12 protein-coding genes are annotated in these 15,900 nt (G+C 64.2%); 5 read left to right on the forward strand and 7 right to left on the reverse strand.

Annotated features, from left to right (window positions below; all coding sequences use genetic code 11):
* Window positions 1–73: 73 nt before the first annotated feature.
* Window positions 74–1,507 carry an MFS transporter gene (locus JJJ16_RS08845; protein ID WP_219752316.1) on the forward strand — a complete coding sequence of 478 codons (1,434 nt, stop codon included), beginning with the start codon at window positions 74–76 and terminating at the stop codon, window positions 1,505–1,507.
* An 87-nt stretch (window positions 1,508–1,594) separates the two neighbouring features.
* Here the strand turns inward: JJJ16_RS08845 and JJJ16_RS08850 are convergent, their stop codons facing one another.
* From JJJ16_RS08850 to JJJ16_RS08875, 6 genes are all read right to left on the reverse strand, one after another.
* Window positions 1,595–2,215 (reverse strand): DUF4853 domain-containing protein, encoded by a 621-nt coding sequence (locus tag JJJ16_RS08850; RefSeq protein ID WP_225905280.1) that lies wholly within the window; start codon window positions 2,213–2,215, stop codon window positions 1,595–1,597.
* A complete protein-coding gene (locus JJJ16_RS08855) occupies window positions 2,215–2,712 on the reverse strand; it encodes a DUF4853 domain-containing protein (protein ID WP_219752318.1) in 498 nt (165 codons plus the stop codon). Before JJJ16_RS08855 ends, JJJ16_RS08850 begins: the two co-directional genes overlap by 1 nt.
* Window positions 2,713–2,816: 104 nt before the next feature.
* Window positions 2,817–3,314, reverse strand: coding sequence for a DUF4853 domain-containing protein (locus JJJ16_RS08860; protein ID WP_219752320.1), 498 nt, complete (start codon window positions 3,312–3,314; stop codon window positions 2,817–2,819).
* A 77-nt stretch (window positions 3,315–3,391) separates the two neighbouring features.
* Window positions 3,392–4,996: an alpha/beta hydrolase gene (locus tag JJJ16_RS08865; protein ID WP_219752322.1), complete on the reverse strand. Its 1,605-nt coding sequence runs from the start codon at window positions 4,994–4,996 to the stop codon at window positions 3,392–3,394.
* A gap of 183 nt (window positions 4,997–5,179) precedes the next feature.
* Entirely contained in the window at window positions 5,180–6,073 is an 894-nt protein-coding gene (locus JJJ16_RS08870; protein WP_219752324.1) for a 1,4-dihydroxy-2-naphthoate polyprenyltransferase, read from the reverse strand.
* 43 nt (window positions 6,074–6,116) lie between these two features.
* On the reverse strand, window positions 6,117–7,439 hold the full coding sequence (locus JJJ16_RS08875) for an AMP-binding protein (protein ID WP_219752326.1): 1,323 nt from the start codon (window positions 7,437–7,439) through the stop codon (window positions 6,117–6,119).
* A gap of 206 nt (window positions 7,440–7,645) precedes the next feature.
* Between JJJ16_RS08875 and JJJ16_RS08880 the strand changes: the two genes are divergently transcribed.
* The 3 genes from JJJ16_RS08880 (at window position 7,646) to JJJ16_RS08890 (ending at window position 13,442) form a co-directional block, all read left to right on the forward strand.
* On the forward strand, window positions 7,646–9,088 hold the full coding sequence (locus tag JJJ16_RS08880) for a L,D-transpeptidase family protein (RefSeq protein ID WP_219752328.1): 1,443 nt from the start codon (window positions 7,646–7,648) through the stop codon (window positions 9,086–9,088).
* Between the two features lie 743 nt (window positions 9,089–9,831).
* Window positions 9,832–10,977, forward strand: coding sequence for an IS30 family transposase (locus JJJ16_RS08885; RefSeq protein ID WP_413243690.1), 1,146 nt, complete (start codon window positions 9,832–9,834; stop codon window positions 10,975–10,977).
* 731 nt (window positions 10,978–11,708) lie between these two features.
* Window positions 11,709–13,442 carry an alpha-glucosidase gene (locus JJJ16_RS08890; RefSeq protein WP_219752332.1) on the forward strand — a complete coding sequence of 578 codons (1,734 nt, stop codon included), beginning with the start codon at window positions 11,709–11,711 and terminating at the stop codon, window positions 13,440–13,442.
* Window positions 13,443–13,511: 69 nt separating this feature from the next.
* On the opposite strand, the gene JJJ16_RS08895 is transcribed toward JJJ16_RS08890, so the two are convergent.
* Window positions 13,512–14,492, reverse strand: a complete 981-nt coding sequence (locus JJJ16_RS08895) for a 1,4-dihydroxy-2-naphthoyl-CoA synthase (protein ID WP_219752334.1) — start codon at window positions 14,490–14,492, stop codon at window positions 13,512–13,514.
* 374 nt (window positions 14,493–14,866) lie between these two features.
* Between JJJ16_RS08895 and JJJ16_RS08900 the strand changes: the two genes are divergently transcribed.
* On the forward strand, window positions 14,867–15,898 hold the full coding sequence (locus JJJ16_RS08900; protein WP_219752518.1) for an o-succinylbenzoate synthase: 1,032 nt from the start codon (window positions 14,867–14,869) through the stop codon (window positions 15,896–15,898).
* Window positions 15,899–15,900: the final 2 nt, after the last annotated feature.

Here is a 15,900-nt window from a genome sequence, read left to right on the forward strand (position 1 = left end):
TAAGTACAGCTTCATTCGAGCACTAGTTTCCTGTAATAGTACTAAATGTTTGATTTATGGTGAACTAAGCGCCGTGCGCACGCTCCGCTTCTTCATCTCATCGCGGGCGGCAGGTCCCACCTGCCGCGTCGCCACCGTTCCTTCACAGGTCATCCGAGGGAAGGCCTCGGCCACCGCGGTCAACTTGCGCACCCTTGCCACGGACGGCGAATACGCGGACGGACCCGCGCGCGTGCTCCTGCCGCTTCTGGGCATCTACGCTCTCGGAACCGTCTCCCTCCAGGGGTTCAACCTCGTCTACCTGCGGGTCGCCCAGGACATCGGCGCGGGGGATGCCTCCGGCCTCATCACCGCGATCCCCGGAATCGTCCTCGGCGTCGCCTGCTTCTTGTACGGAACCCTTGGTGACTTCATTCCGCTGCGCCGCATCGTCGACGTGGGCGTCGGCCTGATCGTCGCGGGGTCCCTGCTCGGCTTCGCCTTCTCCTCGTCCCTGGTCGGCATCATCGTCGCCCGAGCGCTCCAAACCCTCGGATACCAGGCCGCCGCCTCCGCGTACATGATCCTGGCGACCGCCATCCGCGACCCGAAGAAACGAGGCCTCTACGTCGGCCTCATGTGCGCGGCCTTCCAGGGCGGCACGGCGATCGGTATGCTGGCCGGCGGTATCCTTGCCGACATCAACTGGGCTCTGCTCCTCCTCATTCCCCTGGCTGGCCTCGCCTGCCTGCCGATCATGGGGCGCCGAGTCCCCGCGCGTGCCCGCGCCGGGCGCGTCGACGTTGTCGGCCTCGCGATCTTCTCCTCCCTGGCCCTGCTGCTCACCCTGGTCGCCGCGAACCCGCGCTGGTGGCTCATCGCGGGCCTCATCCTCGGCGGCGTCCTCTTCTGGCGCTACATCGGGCGTGCGCGCGCCCCCTTCATCACGCGTTCCTTCTTCACGAACGTACCGTGGGCGCGCTCGATCAGCCTCATCCTGATCGTCTACTGCATGAACTTCACGGTCGCGCCCCTCATGAACGGCATCGGCGCCGCCAACTACGGGCTCACGCCCGCGCAGGTCTCCGTGCGCCTCCTACCCGCCTACTGCGTGGCCCTGGCCGCCGCCATGACGTCGGGCGCGGTGATGTCCCGCATTGGGCGCGGCCGCACCGTGCGCGCGTGCGTGACCCTCATCCTCGTGGGCACCGCCCTCATCGCGCTGTGCATGAGCATGGGCCCGTGGGTCATCACCGCCGCCATGTGCTTCATCTACGCGGGCTTCGGCGCCCTGTTCACGCCCATCTACGACACCGTGTTCGCGACCGTCGCTCCGGGCCAGAACGGGCGTGCCGTCGCCATGAACGACCTCGCCATGCAGGGCAGCGCCGCGATCGGCATCGGCGTGTTCACGCCGATGCTCGCCTCGGGTGCCTTCCGGGCCATCGCCCTCATCTGCGTTGTCGCAGCAGCGACCGGCATCGCGGGCGACTGGCTGCACGAATACCTGTACCGCCGCGGGCGCTGACAGTGAGGGAGCGCAGAGCAGCACCGGCCTCGTTGCTAGGACAGGAGCAGCGCGAGCACGAGTGGTCGTGTGTATCGCATATGCGCGTCAGGTGGTGGGGGTAGGGATGAGCCAGTCGGGCCGGCGGCCCGGGATGTCAGCGAGCTGCTGAGGGTCGTCCGTTGATCCATCGGAGCTGAGCAATTCGGTCCCGTAGTCGAAGGAAGAACGCTTGGAGTCACGGATGTAGGCGCTGGCGCTAATCCCGTAGGTAGGGTTCCGTGCGATGATCCAAGTTAATTTTCCTTCGTTGTCTGTCATTTGTTCGTCCACCGTGACGGTGAAGCCGAGAGGGATCAGATGACTTTCAAACGCCGTCCGTACCTTGTCGACATTGTCTTCAAGAAAATAAATGGTTGGGGAATTGAGGATGTAGAGTGTTTGATCTCCCGTTGGTTGGCTGGAAATCCCATCTTCTCCATGGCGCAGCTCAAAGTTGTTCTCGTTGATGAGCTCGTTGCGTACCTGGATCAGGGTCGGCTCGATATCGCGTCCAAAGTCCTCGATGGAGTGCATCTGTCCTGCCTGCTGAAGCTGCTCAGCATGCCATGGATTCATCCCCGGAGTACCACCGAAGTACTCCGCGCACGAGGCCGTGCACAGCGCCAGGAGGGCACAGACGAGGAGCACGAGTGGTTGTGCTCCCCGGCGTTCGGTTGCTTGTGGCATCATCCCTGTCCTGAGGGCGGAAGGTTGGGGTCGAACCAGTCGGGGATGCGTCCTGGCTGGTCGATCAGCTGCGGCGGGTTGCCAGTGGACCCGTCCGTTGGAGTGCCCTGCGTGTAGTAGTAGGTGGAGGTTTGCTCGCCCAGTCGTGTCGTCGCGGAGACCGCGGCGTGGTATTCCTCGTTAGTCCACACGTAGTCAACGATCTCAACACCGCCGGAGGACCAGCGATCTTCGGAGAGCTCGAATCCGAGGGGCAGCAAGTGCCTGTTGTAGGTGTCGCGGATGAGGTCCGTGTTCAGCTCGGTAAAGAAGAACATGCGCGACTGGAACGAGCAGATGGTCTTGCCATCTTCGTCATAAGTGCCGATCGAATAGCTGTCCTTGTATGCCATGAAGTTTTCGGCGGTGACGAGCTTGTTGCGCGCGGCAATGATGGCGGGCTCGATGTCGCGCTGGAAAGCCTCGACGGACTTCACCTGGGGGCTAAACGGGTTCATGGATCCTCCGAAAAACGGTGCGCACGAGGCCGTGCACAGCGCCAGGAGGGCGCACGTGAGGAGCGCAAGTGGTCGCGCTCGTCGGTGTGTGGGTGCTTGTTGTGTCATTTCTTGTCTGCTGGTGGAAGGTTGGGGTCAAACCAGTCGGGGATGCGCCCGGGCTGGTCGATCATCTGCGGCGGGTTACCAGTGGACCCGTCCGTTGGAGTGCCCTGCGTGTAGTAGTAGGTGGAGGTTTGCTCCCCCAGTCGTGTCGTCGCGGAGACCGCGGCGTGGTATTCCTCGTTAGTCCACACGTAGTCAACGATCTCGACCCCGTTGGAGGTCCAGCGATCTTCGGAGAGCTCGAATCCGAGGGGTAGGAGGCGCCTGTTGTAGGTGTCGCGGATGTGGTCGGTGTCCAGCTCGGTAAAGAAGAACATGCGCGAATGGAACGAGCAGATGGTCTTGCCATCTTTGTCATAAGTGTCGATCGAATAGCTGTTCTTGTACGCCATGAAGTTCTCGGCGGTGACAAGCTCGTTGCGCGCGGCAATGATGGCGGGCTCGAGGTCGCGCTGGAAAGCCTCGACGGACTTAACCTGGGGGCTAAACGGGTTCATGGATCCTCCGAAAAACGGTGCGCACGCGGCACATGCAATAACTGAAAATAGTGTGAGAAGGGCAGCGAGGTGTTTTCTCATGAGGGTGGATTACCTCCGATGACGCGCGCGATATCGCGGTTTGCGTGGGTGCCTTCTTTGAAGTAGGAGCTGTGTTTGAATCCGATGGTGGGGAATGGCAAAAACCAGCCGACGTTTCCGGAGAGGTGTTTGTAGCCTTCCATCTTGTCGGGATTTTTGCCGAACGAGGAGTCCGGTCCGAGTCCTTGGACCATGTCGTCTTTGTACGAGGCCGCACTCACGTACATGTGCCCCTCGGGAATATGTAGCTCACTCACGTCCTGGACGCCCGAGCCGGGCGAGCCGAATTGTACGAGGTCGTCGATGACGCCGTCGGCGACCAACGTTGCGGCGATGCCTGCTGTGGTCGAGCCGTACGAGTGGGCGGCTACAGTGATGTGGGCGTCGCCGGCTCCGTGCTCGCGTGCCGCGTCGATGCCGGTCAGGAAGCTGGAGAGCTTCTTGGCGCCAGCCTGAGCCATGTCGGTGTTTGATGCCTCGAGGATGCCGGGAGGCGCGTCGTATCCGAAGAAGGAGACCATCGCGACCTTTTCTCCGGGGCCTGCCGACTTTTGTGCAGCTTCCCGCATGACTTTAGCGTGATCGTCGTACCCCAGGACAGAGTCCGCGACGTTCGTCGTCATGCCGGGAACGATGACACCGATGTGATCGGCGTCGTCCGGATTATTCTGCGAGACCGCCGCGAGGATGTTCGGCCCGCTCGGGTCAAGCTGCATCAGGAAGCGATCAACTCCATCGGAGTCCGCTTTCTTGAGAGTCTTGTCAATTTCATCCAGAGCCTTGACGCGAGCTGATAGGCGAAGAAATTCCTCCAGTTGTTGGCCGCTCATGTGGGAGGGTAACGTCGCGACGTACGCGTCCAGCTCTTCCTTTGCTTGCTGCTGGAGCCGTGGCAGCATGATCCGGTTCGCCTGGTTACGCGACGTGTAGTCGACGCCCTCAAGGTTGCCGATGACGTCAGGATGCTGATTGATCATCCACTGCTTGTCGTCGTCGGACAGGGAGCTCCACCAGGATGCGACTTCCTGCGCAGAGGCTCCGTCGGGCGGTAACGTGGGGCGACTCTTGACTGTCGCGGAGTAGTGCACGTGGTTATCGAAAGTTCCCGCCTCAAGGGCCGCTAGCTTTTGCGAGAGAGAGTCGACGAGTTCCTGGGCTCGTTTGAGGGCTGTGTTGACGCGTTTTTGTGCGATGTCGACCATGTGCCTGATCTCGAGGATATTCTTTCCGACCATTTTGAGCCTCTTCACCTGTGCTGCGTCTATTGACACGTTTCCACTTGAGTCAATAGTCATATTCCAGGAATGTGCCAGTTGCTTCGCGTCGTCAACATTCGCGCGGATTTCGTTGATGCCCTGAGCGCCCTCAGAGGCGATCTCGGCAGAGCTGATGAGGAAGTTAACCTCTTTCTCGATTACAAAAATCTGCTTGCGCAGCGCAGCCTTGGCAGCCTTGACTGTTTGGCCCGAACCAAGGAGGCTGTCCAACCGTTGTCCGAGGGCATCGCCAGCGGCCTGCAGCTTGCGCTGCTTATTTTCACACTCCACTGCGTACGCCTGCAGCGGCGCCGACTCCCATTGCTGAATGTCTGTCCATTTCACGGCTTCATCACCGGACCCAGGGCGACCTCGCCCATCGGGGCGTGCATGCCCGGCGTGTAGGAATCGTTGCTCATCGTGGCCTCCGCGAAACGGTGAGTAGTGCTATAGGTCATCCTATCTGACAGATGGTCGTTTTTCGCCACTCGGGGAGGACTTGTGAACGGAGGGACCCCGGCCTCGTTCCTAGGAGAGGATCAGCGCGAGTGCAGCCAACAGCGCCCACGCCAGGGTGAAGAACCCCGTGTTGCGTAGCACCGTGATCAGTTCGCGGCCCGAGGCGCCGGTGAGGACCGGGAGGCTCACTCCGGCAGCCCACGCTCCCGCGCCCACACCCAGCGCGCCCGTCGCGAAGGGGTGTAGCCCAACCGCGACGCCCAGCGCGATGATGAGGGCGACTGGAAGCCACGCGCACGCCGCAAACACCCAGCGAGACGGGCGATCGCCCAGGCGCACGGCGGCCGTCATCTTGCCCGACTCGCGGTCCGTCGGAATATCTCGGATGTTATTGGCCATCAGGAGTGCCACCGACAGGAGGCCCAGCGCCGACGCGCTCATCCACAGCCACCACGGAGCCGACTGCACCTGCGTCCATGCCGTGCCCACGCACGCCAGCAGGCCGAAGAACACGAAGACCATCAGCTCGGACAGGCCGATGCCCATGTACGCATACGGGTGCTTACCGCCCGTGTAGAACCACGCGGCCACGACCGCCGCGGCGCCCGCAGCGATCAGCCACCAGGTGCCCGACACTGCAACCAGGGCGAGGCCCGCCACGCCGGCCACCGCGAACGAACCGAGCGCGGCCGCCAGGACCGTCTTTGGCTTGGCGAGGCCGCCGCCCGTTAGGCGCGCAGGCCCCTTGCGGTTATCATCCGTCCCGCGAATGCCGTCCGAATAGTCGTTCGCGTAATTGACCCCCACCTGCAGGGTCAGCGCCACCAGCAGCGCCAGGGCAGCGCGCACCGCGCTGAAACCCCCCAGGTAGTGTGCGGCCGCAGAGCCCACAATCACGGGCGCGGCGGCGGCAGGGAGGGTGCGCAGGCGAGCGCCTTCAATCCAGTCAGAAACGGAAGCCATGCCCACCAGTGTAGTTGGAGCGGGCGCGGGTCCGGGCAGCGGGTTAGCGCACCCACTCCCGCTCGGTGCCCGAGGCCTCGGCCGCGGCCTGCGCGGCGGCGGCGCGGTCGATCTTGTCGAAGCCCAGGTAGGGGAGGGCCTCGACGGCCACAATCCGGCGAGGAGCCTGCGCGCGCCCGATGTGCGCCGCCGCGTGCTCGCGAATCGCCGAGCCGAGCTCCGCCATCTCCAGCGAATCCGACGGCATCTGATCAACAACCACGAGCGCGGTCACCACGTGGCCCCACTTCTCATCCGGAGTGCCCAGAATCCACGCGTCCGACACGCCCTCGAAGGAACGCACCGCGCGGCGCACCGGACCCGGCGCGATCGAAAGACCACCCGAGACGATCACGTCGTCCGCGCGACCGCGCACCTCCACCGTCCCGGAAGCCCGGATAATGCCCAGGTCCCCGGTGAGCAGCCAACGGTGGCCGCCCTCGTCGAAGAAGGGGCTCTCCGCGTCCAGGTAGCGGGTCATCAGCGTCGGGCCGTGGATCGCCAGGCGCGTGCGCCCGTCCCAATCCACCGCGCGCACCGACGTGCCCGGCAGGGGCTTGCCGTCGTAGACACAGCCGCCCGCCGTCTCCGTCATGCCGTAGGTGAGGCACACCTTCAGGCCCGCCTCGGTCGCGCGGGCGAGCAGCTGCTGGTTCGTCGCCGCCCCACCCACGAGGATCGCTGCCAGCGAGCGCATCGGTCCCACGACCTCCTCGCCAGCGTCGAGGCACTGGGCGAGCTGGGTGGGCACGAGCGACAGGTAGCCGGGCATCTCGTCTTGCGTGGCGCCCTGAATCGCGGGCAGCAGAGCATGGGGGTCGAAGCCTTCCGAGGTGTCGACGATCTGCGGGTTCGTCTCCGCAACCGCCGCGCGCAGCAGGATCATCGCGCCCGCGATGTGGTGCGCCGGCATCGCCAGGATCCAACGGCCCGGGCCCTCCAGGGCCAGCTCGGTCGCCTTCGCCGAGGCCATGAGCGCCTCGATCGACAGGCCAACGAGGCGCGGGCTGCCCGCACTCGACCCCGACGTCGGGACAACCAGGTCAATACCGTCGAAGAAATTCGGGTCCGCATTGATCGCCTCGGCGAGGCCGGGGTAGCGGTCCTGAGGGAAAGCCTCCTCGGGCGTCACCGCGGAGCCGCGCAGCGTCGCCGGGGGCACATCCTCCGGAGCGCGCAGGACGACAACCGTGTGCGGCGCCGGATGATTCGGATCCGCCTGGCGCTCCTCGTACAGCTCAACGAGCTTATGAATCGACGCATTCGCCAGGGCGACAGCGCCAATAGCGGTGCCTCCCGGCACAACAAGAAGTCGCGGCGCAGCCATGATGAGCCTCCCAAAGTCGACGGCGAACGCATATACAACCAGGATAAGCTCTTGCGTTCTCGCAGGTAGCAAGGGGCCTCGCGGCAAAAATCACGTTTGTCGGTTGAAACGGCTAGAATGCGCCCAATTCCTTGTGGCAGATAACGCAGCTGAAAATTCAACGGAATTTCCGCGCGGGCATGCATGAGGTTATACGATAGGAGACGATGCTCAAAAAACTATCCCTGAAAACCAGATGGGCGATCGGCGTCGTGAGCGCCCTCGTCCTCCTCGTCGTCTGCGCCGGCATCGTGTATGCGGCCAACTACTCCGGGCGCGCCCTGCCGGGCACGACCGTCGCCGGCACACCCGTCGCGGGCATGACCCGCGACCAGGTGATCGCCGCCGTCAACGAGCGCGCCGACGCCGCGACCGTCACGCTCACCGTCGAAGGCAAGACCACCGAGGCCTCGCTCAACGAAGCAGGTATCACGGTCGAGGCCGATGAGACCGCCGACGCCGCCATGAAGGGCTCCACGTCCCTTCCCGCGTTCGTCAGCGCCCTCTTCTCCAAGCGCGACATCGAGCCCGTCGTCACCGTCAGCGAAGAGTCCATCAAGAAGCTCGCTGCGACCGTGAACTCGACCCTCACCTCGGAAATGAAGGACGCTGCGGTCGTTGTTGCCGAGGACGGCGAATCCTTCACCTTCACCCCCGCGCAGAACGGAAACGGCGTGTCCACCGAGGACGTCGCCTCCGCCGTCAAGCAGGCGGGCGCCACCCTCAACTCCGTCACCCAGGACGTGAGTGTGAGTGAGAAGGAACCCTCCATCACCACCGAGAACGCCGAGGTCGTCGCCGAGAAGGCCAACGCCCTCCTCGAGACAAACATCGAAATCTCCGACGGCATCGACACCTTCTCCGCCGAGCGCTCCGACAAGGTCAAGTGGGTCGAATTCCTCACCAAGGATGACGGCAGCCTCGAGGACCCGTCCATCAACTCCGTCAAGGTCGCCGACTGGGTCAACGCGCTGGCCGCAAAGACCGACGTCAAGCCCGAGAACCGCGTCGACAACGTCGACTCCTCCGGCAACGTCCTAACCGTTGCCCGCGAAGGCAAGAAGGGCCTCAAGACCAACAACACCGAGCAGATCACCAAGGACGTCGTCGCCGCCATGACCGACGGCAAGGCGTACGAGGGCCTGTTCCACTACGACGACGTCGAGCCCGGCTCCGAGACCAAGCAGGTCGCCGAAGGCACCGAAAACCTGGTCTACCAGGCAGCCGAAGGCGAGAAGTGGGTCGACGTTAATCTCACCGACAACTCCGTCACCGCCTACGTCGGCGGCAAGGTTGCCGGCGGCCCCTTCTACATGGTTCCCGGCGCTCCCGAGACCCCCACCATTGTCGGTACCTTCCACGTGTACCTCAAGTACGACGTGCAGACCATGCGCGGCGAGAACGCCGACGGCACCAAGTATGAGACCGAAGGCGTCCCGTGGGTCACCTACTTCAGCGGTGGCTACGCGATGCACGGCGCCCCCTGGCGTTCCTCCTTCGGCTGGAGTGGCTACGGCGGCTCCCACGGCTGCGTGAACATGCCCGTCGACGCCGCGAAGTTCATCTACGACTGGACCGACATGGGCGACACGGTGGTCGTGCACTACTGACACGCCTTATGCGGTGCTGATTAGCTGTCGCGCAGCGCCGACAACCACTGAGCATCGAGGGCGGGCCGGAACCGAAGGGTTCCGGCCCGCTTTGTTGTGTTTGTGTTTGTGGTCCCGCTGGTGTTCCGAGCGCCGTCTGATCCTGCAGTGGGGCCGGGCTGCTTGGTGAGCCCGTGGGCGGCGGCCCGCCCGCGAGATCGCCACACGCGAGCCTGATGGCTCGGAGTGGTCGATCTCGAAGCCCGGCCAGGCCTTGCCGCCGCCCACGGCCGCCGCAGCCAGGCCTTGCCGTCGCCCACGGCCGCCGCAGCCAGGCCTCCGGTCCCTCCGGCGCCCTCCACACCGGCGGTGCCTGTCGTTCTGGTGTGCCAGGGCCCCGCCGCCGCCCACGGGTGCCGCAGCCAGGCCCTGCGGCTCGCGGGCACCGCAGCATACACAGCCGTCGATGCTCACCAATTCCGCACGTAATTCTCCTGCGACTGTTTCAAATCTTTAATGCGCCTCGTTGGAATTGCAACGTTTTCAGCGTTTGTTGAAACTTCTTTCAATCGAATTACGTGCGAGTTTTCCGGGGCCTGCTGCGTGCCAGGACCTCTAGGTTCTAGTGGTGGTTGCAACGGATCTTGGTGAAGGAGTTCGTTGTGGCTGGTGTTGGTCGTGTTTTTCAGGGGGTTGAGTACCCCTCCCGTCGGGAGGCGTGTCAGGCTCGGCATCGGGAGTATGTCCGGGCTCTTGCTGATGGTTTGAACTTCACGCAGGCAGCTCATGCTGTTGGGGTCTCGAAGCGGACGGGCAAGGTCTGGCGTAATGGCCGGACTCGCTCAAGTGGACGGTGTGAGCGAGCCAGTATCGCTCCTCAGGCCCATTGGTACCGTCTGTACATGAAATGCCAACCGCATCGGATCAGTCAACGGTTCTTGTCGCTCAAGGAACGCATGCTCATCTTCGGATGGCGCGTCGAGGGATTCTCGATTCGGGACATTGCCCGCCGGTTGGGGCGTTCACCCTCGACTGTGAGCCGGGAGCTGAAGCGCAATGGGATTACCTCCACGTGCTACAACCCCTACATCGCTCACATGCGAGCAGGCAAGCGCCTCAAACGTCCTAAAGCGCGCAAATGCGCCAATCCTGGCTTGTGGGGCATCATCTGGGACAAGCTTGAGCTTAGATGGAGCCCAGAACAGATTTGCGCATACTTGCGCATGCGTTTCCCGCATAATCAGAGCATGAACCCGTGCGTGGAGACGATCTACCAGTCCATCTTCGTCCAAGCCAAAGGCACACTCCGCAAAGAGATCGCTTCCCTCATGCGCCAAGGACGCACTCGCAGGCGCCCAGCCGCATACTCTCGTCAGGTACGGCCACGATTCAAGGACCCCATGGTGATGATCAGCGAACGGCCCGCCAGTGTGGAAGACCGGGCGCTCCCTGGCCACTGGGAAGGCGACTTGATCATCGGAGCCAAAGGACAATCCGCGGTCGGCACGCTCGTGGAACGCTCGACCCGGTACACGATCTTGCTCTACTTGCCCAATGGACACACAGCCGTTGAAGTTCAAGATGCCATTATCGACAAGCTCGCAGACGTGCCCCATTCCTTACGTCTGTCACTGACCTGGGACCAGGGAAGCGAGCTGGCCCAACACCGCAAGATCGCCTCCGAGCTAGGCCTTGACGTGTACTTCTGTGACCCACACTCACCCTGGCAACGCGGCACCAACGAGAACACAAACGGGTTGTTGCGCCAATACATGCCCAAGGGAAGCGATCTGTCACTCCTGACCGAAGCAGACCTGGATGTCATCGCCGACCAGCTCAACGACCGTCCACGCAAAACGCTAAACTGGGACACACCCAAGCAGCGACTTGAGCTGCTGCTCAGGGCGTAACACGTGTTGCAACCACCCCTAGAATCTGCCACCTACGACAACCGGTGCGGGGGGGTGATCGTTCGTCCACCGTTGCTGCGTGCGAAGATTCGCCCAGCAACCCAGCGTCTGACTTCGGGGCGAGACAAAACTCGCCCTGCAGGGCCAAAATCCCGAAAAATGGGCCATTTTTGGGGAGCAGGGCGAATTTTGTCTCGGAAGTGCTGCTGAGGGGGGTCTGTTGGGCGAATTTTGTCTCGGAAGTGCTGCTGAGGGGGGTCTGTTGGGCGAATTTTGTCTCGGAAGTGCTGCTGAGGGGGGTCTGTTGGGCGAATTTTGTACCGGTGAGATCGCCAAGAAAGCATGCAGGGAGAGTTTTGTCCCGGAGGCGCTGCTGAAAGCAGTTACGGTCAGTGTGTCTATGTGTGGACGCAGTCCTTGTGGCGGCCGCTCATTAGCGGGGACCAATTTCGCATGCAATTCCCCTCAAGGCATTTCAAGTTTTGAACTCGAACCGTTGAAATTCTGCTGTTTTCGCGCTGTCGTGCATGTGGCCTCCGCGGGAATTGCATGCGACTTTTTGAGGGCGGGTGAGGTTTGCTCTGATCGCTGGCCTCGTGACGGTATGTGGCCGGAAGGGGCGGCATTGACGCACGCCGCGACTTACGGTGGGGAGAGGCGTGTCAGACACGGTAGTCTGCGCATAACGGCAGCGGGCCGCGTGCCCGACCTCAACGTATGGCAGGTGCTCCATGTTCTTCTGTAACGATGCGCTGAACCCCGCAGGCAACGGCCTGGGCCCCGACGAGTGGTGGAAGGGCGCGGTCGTCTACCAGATCTACCCGCGCTCCTTCAAAGACTCCAACGGCGACGGCTTTGGCGACCTCGAGGGCATCCGCTCCAAGCTCGACTACCTGAAGTCCCTGGGCGTGGATGTCCTGTGGCTCTCGCCGATTTACGCCTCCCCGCAGGCAGACAACGGCTACGACATCGCCGACTACTACGACATCGACCCGATGTTCGGTACTCTGTCGGACTTCGATCGCCTGCTGGGGGGTGTCCACGAGCGGGGCATGCGCCTCGTCATGGACCTGGTCGTCAACCACTCCTCGGACGAGCACCCGTGGTTCGTCGAGTCGCGCTCCTCGCGGGATAACCCGAAGCGCGACTGGTACATCTGGCGCGATCCGCGCCCCGGGTTCGTGGGTGGCGAGGCCGGGGCGGAGCCCACCAACTGGGGGTCCTTCTTCTCCGGCTCGGCCTGGGCCTGGGACGAGGCCACCGGCCAGTATTACCTGCACCTGTTCCACAGGAAGCAGCCCGACCTGAACTGGGACAACCCCGACGTGCGCTCCGCCGTCTACGAGATGATGAACTGGTGGCTTGACCGTGGCGTCGACGGTTTCCGCATGGATGTCATCAACCTGATCTCGAAGGACCCGGGCATGCCCGACGGCATCGTCTACCCCGGGCGTGTGTGGGGTGAGGGCTTCCCGCACTTTTCCGAAGGCCCGCACCTGCACGAATACCTCGCCGAGATGCGCCGCGAGGTGTTCGAGGGCCGCAGCGGCACCATGACGGTTGGCGAGTGCCCCGGCGTGCGACGCGACAACGTCCTGCTGTTCACGGACCCTGCCCGGCGTGAGCTCGACATGGTCTTCCAATTCGACCACGTCGACCTTGGCCTCGAAGCGGGGAAGTTCCACCCCCGCCCGCTGCGGCCCGGCGAGCTCGCCGACTGCCTGAGCACCTGGCAGGAGGCCCAGGGCGAGGTCGGCTGGAACAGCCTCTACCTGGACAATCACGACCAGCCGCGCGCCGTCAGCCGCTTCGGCGACGAGGAATATCGCTACGAGTCGGCAACGGCTCTGGCCACCGCCCTGCACATGCTGCGTGGCACGCCCTACGTGTATCAGGGCGAGGAACTCGGCATGACCAACAGCGTCTTCGGGGGCATCGACGACTACCGAGACGTCGAGGCCCTGCGCTACTACAGCGAGGCCGTGGAGTCGGGGGAGAACCCCGAGGACGTCCTCGCAGGTATGCGCCTCATCGGCCGCGACAACGCGCGCACACCCGTCCAGTGGGACGCGAGTGAAAACGCAGGCTTCACGCAGGGCATCCCGTGGATTGGGGTCACCCCGAACTATCGCGACATCAACGCGGCCTCCCAGGTCGACGACCCGTCCTCCGTGTACGCCTACTACCGCGCGCTCGCGGACATCCGCCACGGGCTGCCCGTCATCGCGGCCGGCTCGTTTGAGCGCATCGAGACTCCCTCGCCCGAGATCTTCGCCTACCGCCGCACCCTTGGCGAGGCCGCGGCGACCGTCCTCGTCAACCTCTCCTCCCAGCCCGCCTCCCTCGGCGAGGCCGTGCGCGGGGTGAGCGGGGACCTCCTCCTGGCCAACCGCGACCTGCCCGAGGGGGACCGGGGAGTCCCGGAAACCCTCGGAGAATGGGAGGCGCGCGTCTATCTCGCGTGAGCGATGAAGGCCCGGGATCGAGGAGATCTCGGGCCTGTGAGTCGCTGAGTGTCGGTGAGGAAACCGACCTCAGTAGTAGTAGGGGTAATCCTCCCAGCGGGGGGCGCGGTGCTCGAGGAAGGCGTCGCGCCCCTCCTGGGCCTCGGCCGTCATGTAGGCCATGCGCGTGGCCTCGCCCGCGAAGACCTGCTGGCCGGCCAGGCCGTCGTCGGCCAGGTTGAAGGCGAACTTGAGCATGCGGATGGCCTGCGGGGACTTTGTCGCGATGGTCGCGGCCCACTCCAGGGCGGTCTCCTCGAGCTGGGCGTGAGGGACGGCGCGGTTGATGAGGCCCCAGCGTTCGGCAGTTTCGGCGTCGTAGCGCTCGGCGAGGAAGAAGATCTCGCGTGCCCGCTTATCCCCGGCCTGGCGGGCCAGGAGTGCCGAGCCGTAGCCTGCGTCGAAGGAGCCGACGTTCGCGTCCGTCTGCATGAAGGCCGCGTGCTCAATGGAGGCGACCGACAGGTCCGCGACCACGTTGAGGGAGTGACCGCCGCCGGCAGCCCATCCGGGGACGGCCGCGATGACGACCTTCGGCATCGTGCGGATGAGGCGCTGAACCTCGAGGATGTGCAGGCGCCCGGCGCGCGCGGGATCGATCTGCTCGCGGCGCTGGGCGGTGGCAGCCTCGGGGTCGGCACCCTCGACTTCGTAACGGTAGCCGTCGCGGCCTCGCACCCTCTGGTCGCCGCCGGAGCAGAAGGAGTATCCGCCGTCGCGCGCCGAGGGACCGTTGCCCGTCAGGATGACGGCCGCGACCGAGGAGGTCTGGCGCGCGTGGTCGAGCGCGCGGTACAGCTCGTCGACGGTGCCGGGGCGGAAGGCGTTGCGAATGTCGGGGCGATCAAAGGCGATGCGCACGACCGGCATGTCGGTGCCCTCGGGACGGCCGTCGGCCTCGGGGCCGCGCGAGATACCGCGGTGGTAGGTGATGTCGGCGAAGTCGAATCCCTCGACCTCGCGCCAGCGAGTCGGGTCGAAGGTGTCGGACACGAAGGGGAGAGCACTCATGTGTCGGATTCTAATCGACGAGGCAGTGGCAGGTGTCGGGGTGTGCGTGCTCGAGAGGGGTGGCGGCGTTGCCGACCAGCCTAGGACGAAGGACATGCGTGGGGCTATAGGGTGCGCAACCTAACCAATCGGAACAAAGGCTACTTTCTTGTAACCGTTTTATATGGCATCTAGACACTTGAGGGTGTGTCCCATTAGACGCGCCTACTTGCCACGTGTTCAGTCGTTCCAAAGAGTCTGTCACTTTGCCGCACTTACTGCGCAATTGGTTACAAGTTGATGTGTGCAGGATTTGTCGATAGTGCGAGGTTGCGCGATAATATTACCGGTAAGTAAGGAGGGTTCGTGTGAACGCAGCGCAGCAACCGACGCTGATGCGCATCCCGATGCGCACGCTCAGCCGTCAAACGCGTTACGCCCTCGAAGGCGTCGACGACATCCTTGTGTACAAGGTAGCGATGACGACGCGCTTCCGTGGCGTGACTCGCCGCGAGGGGCTCCTCCTACACGGACACGCCGGTTGGGGAGAGGCCGCGCCCTTCTGGAACTACGACGATCTGGAGTCCTCGCGCTGGCTGGCCGCAGCCCTCGAGTCTGCTCGCCGTTTCCCGCCGGTGCCTCGTCGCAAGTTCGTGCCCGTCAACGTCACGATCCCCGTCATTTCGCCCGAGGAAGCCTACGAGCGCGTGAAGGCCTCGGGTGGGTGCGCGACCGCGAAGATCAAGGTTGCGGAGCCCGGTGTCAGCGTTGGGCGCGACTGTGCGCGCATCGCCGCCGTCGCCGACGCCCTGCGTGAGACCGTGGGCGGGCAGGCGATGATCCGCCTCGACGCCAACGGCGCGTGGGAGGTCGATGAGGCTCGCGAGGCCATCCCGGCAATGGCCGCGGCCGCCGGCGTCGTTCCCATCGAATATGTCGAGCAGCCCTGCCTGACGGTGGACGAGCTGGCCCAGGTGCGCCGATCCGTGGACGTGCCGATCGCCGCCGATGAGTCGATCCGCCGTGCTGAGGACCCCCTGGAGGTGGCCCGCAAGGAGGCCGCCGACGTCGTCATCATCAAGGTTGCTCCACTCGGAGGCGTGCGCGCCGCACTCAAGGTCGCCCGCAAGAGCGGCCTCGGCGTCGTCGTGTCCTCCGCCCTCGAGACGTCCGTCGGCCTGTCGGTCGGCGTCGCCGCCGCTGCCGCCGTGCCCGGTCTGCCCCGGGCCGCCGGACTGGCCACCGCCTCGTTGCTGGTGGGCGACGTGACCCAGCCCCTGATTCCCGAGCGCGGCCGCCTGCCCGTGCGGCGCCTCGAGCCGGACCGGGAGCTCATTGACCGCACCCCGGTCGACGGCGACCTCGTCTCCCGCTGGGGCATGCGCCTCGAAGGCATGGCCGAGCACCTGAGGGTGGGCTCCCGGTAGGC

It is taken from the genome of Schaalia sp. ORNL0103, from assembly GCF_019429565.1.
Taxonomy (GTDB): Bacteria; Actinomycetota; Actinomycetes; order Actinomycetales; family Actinomycetaceae; genus Pauljensenia.

Coding starts and splice junctions, on each gene's coding strand:
- JJJ16_RS08850 (WP_225905280.1), bottom strand. CDS start 2,215: ATGCCACAAGCAACCGAACGCCGGGGAGCACAACCACTCGTGCTCCTC.
- JJJ16_RS08855 (WP_219752318.1), bottom strand. CDS start 2,712: ATGAACCCGTTTAGCCCCCAGGTGAAGTCCGTCGAGGCTTTCCAGCGC.
- JJJ16_RS08860 (WP_219752320.1), bottom strand. CDS start 3,314: ATGAACCCGTTTAGCCCCCAGGTTAAGTCCGTCGAGGCTTTCCAGCGC.
- JJJ16_RS08870 (WP_219752324.1), bottom strand. CDS start 6,073: ATGGCTTCCGTTTCTGACTGGATTGAAGGCGCTCGCCTGCGCACCCTC.
- JJJ16_RS08875 (WP_219752326.1), bottom strand. CDS start 7,439: ATGGCTGCGCCGCGACTTCTTGTTGTGCCGGGAGGCACCGCTATTGGC.
- JJJ16_RS08880 (WP_219752328.1), top strand. CDS start 7,646: ATGCTCAAAAAACTATCCCTGAAAACCAGATGGGCGATCGGCGTCGTG.
- JJJ16_RS08890 (WP_219752332.1), top strand. CDS start 11,709: ATGTTCTTCTGTAACGATGCGCTGAACCCCGCAGGCAACGGCCTGGGC.
- JJJ16_RS08895 (WP_219752334.1), bottom strand. CDS start 14,492: ATGAGTGCTCTCCCCTTCGTGTCCGACACCTTCGACCCGACTCGCTGG.
- JJJ16_RS08900 (WP_219752518.1), top strand. CDS start 14,867: ATGCGCATCCCGATGCGCACGCTCAGCCGTCAAACGCGTTACGCCCTC.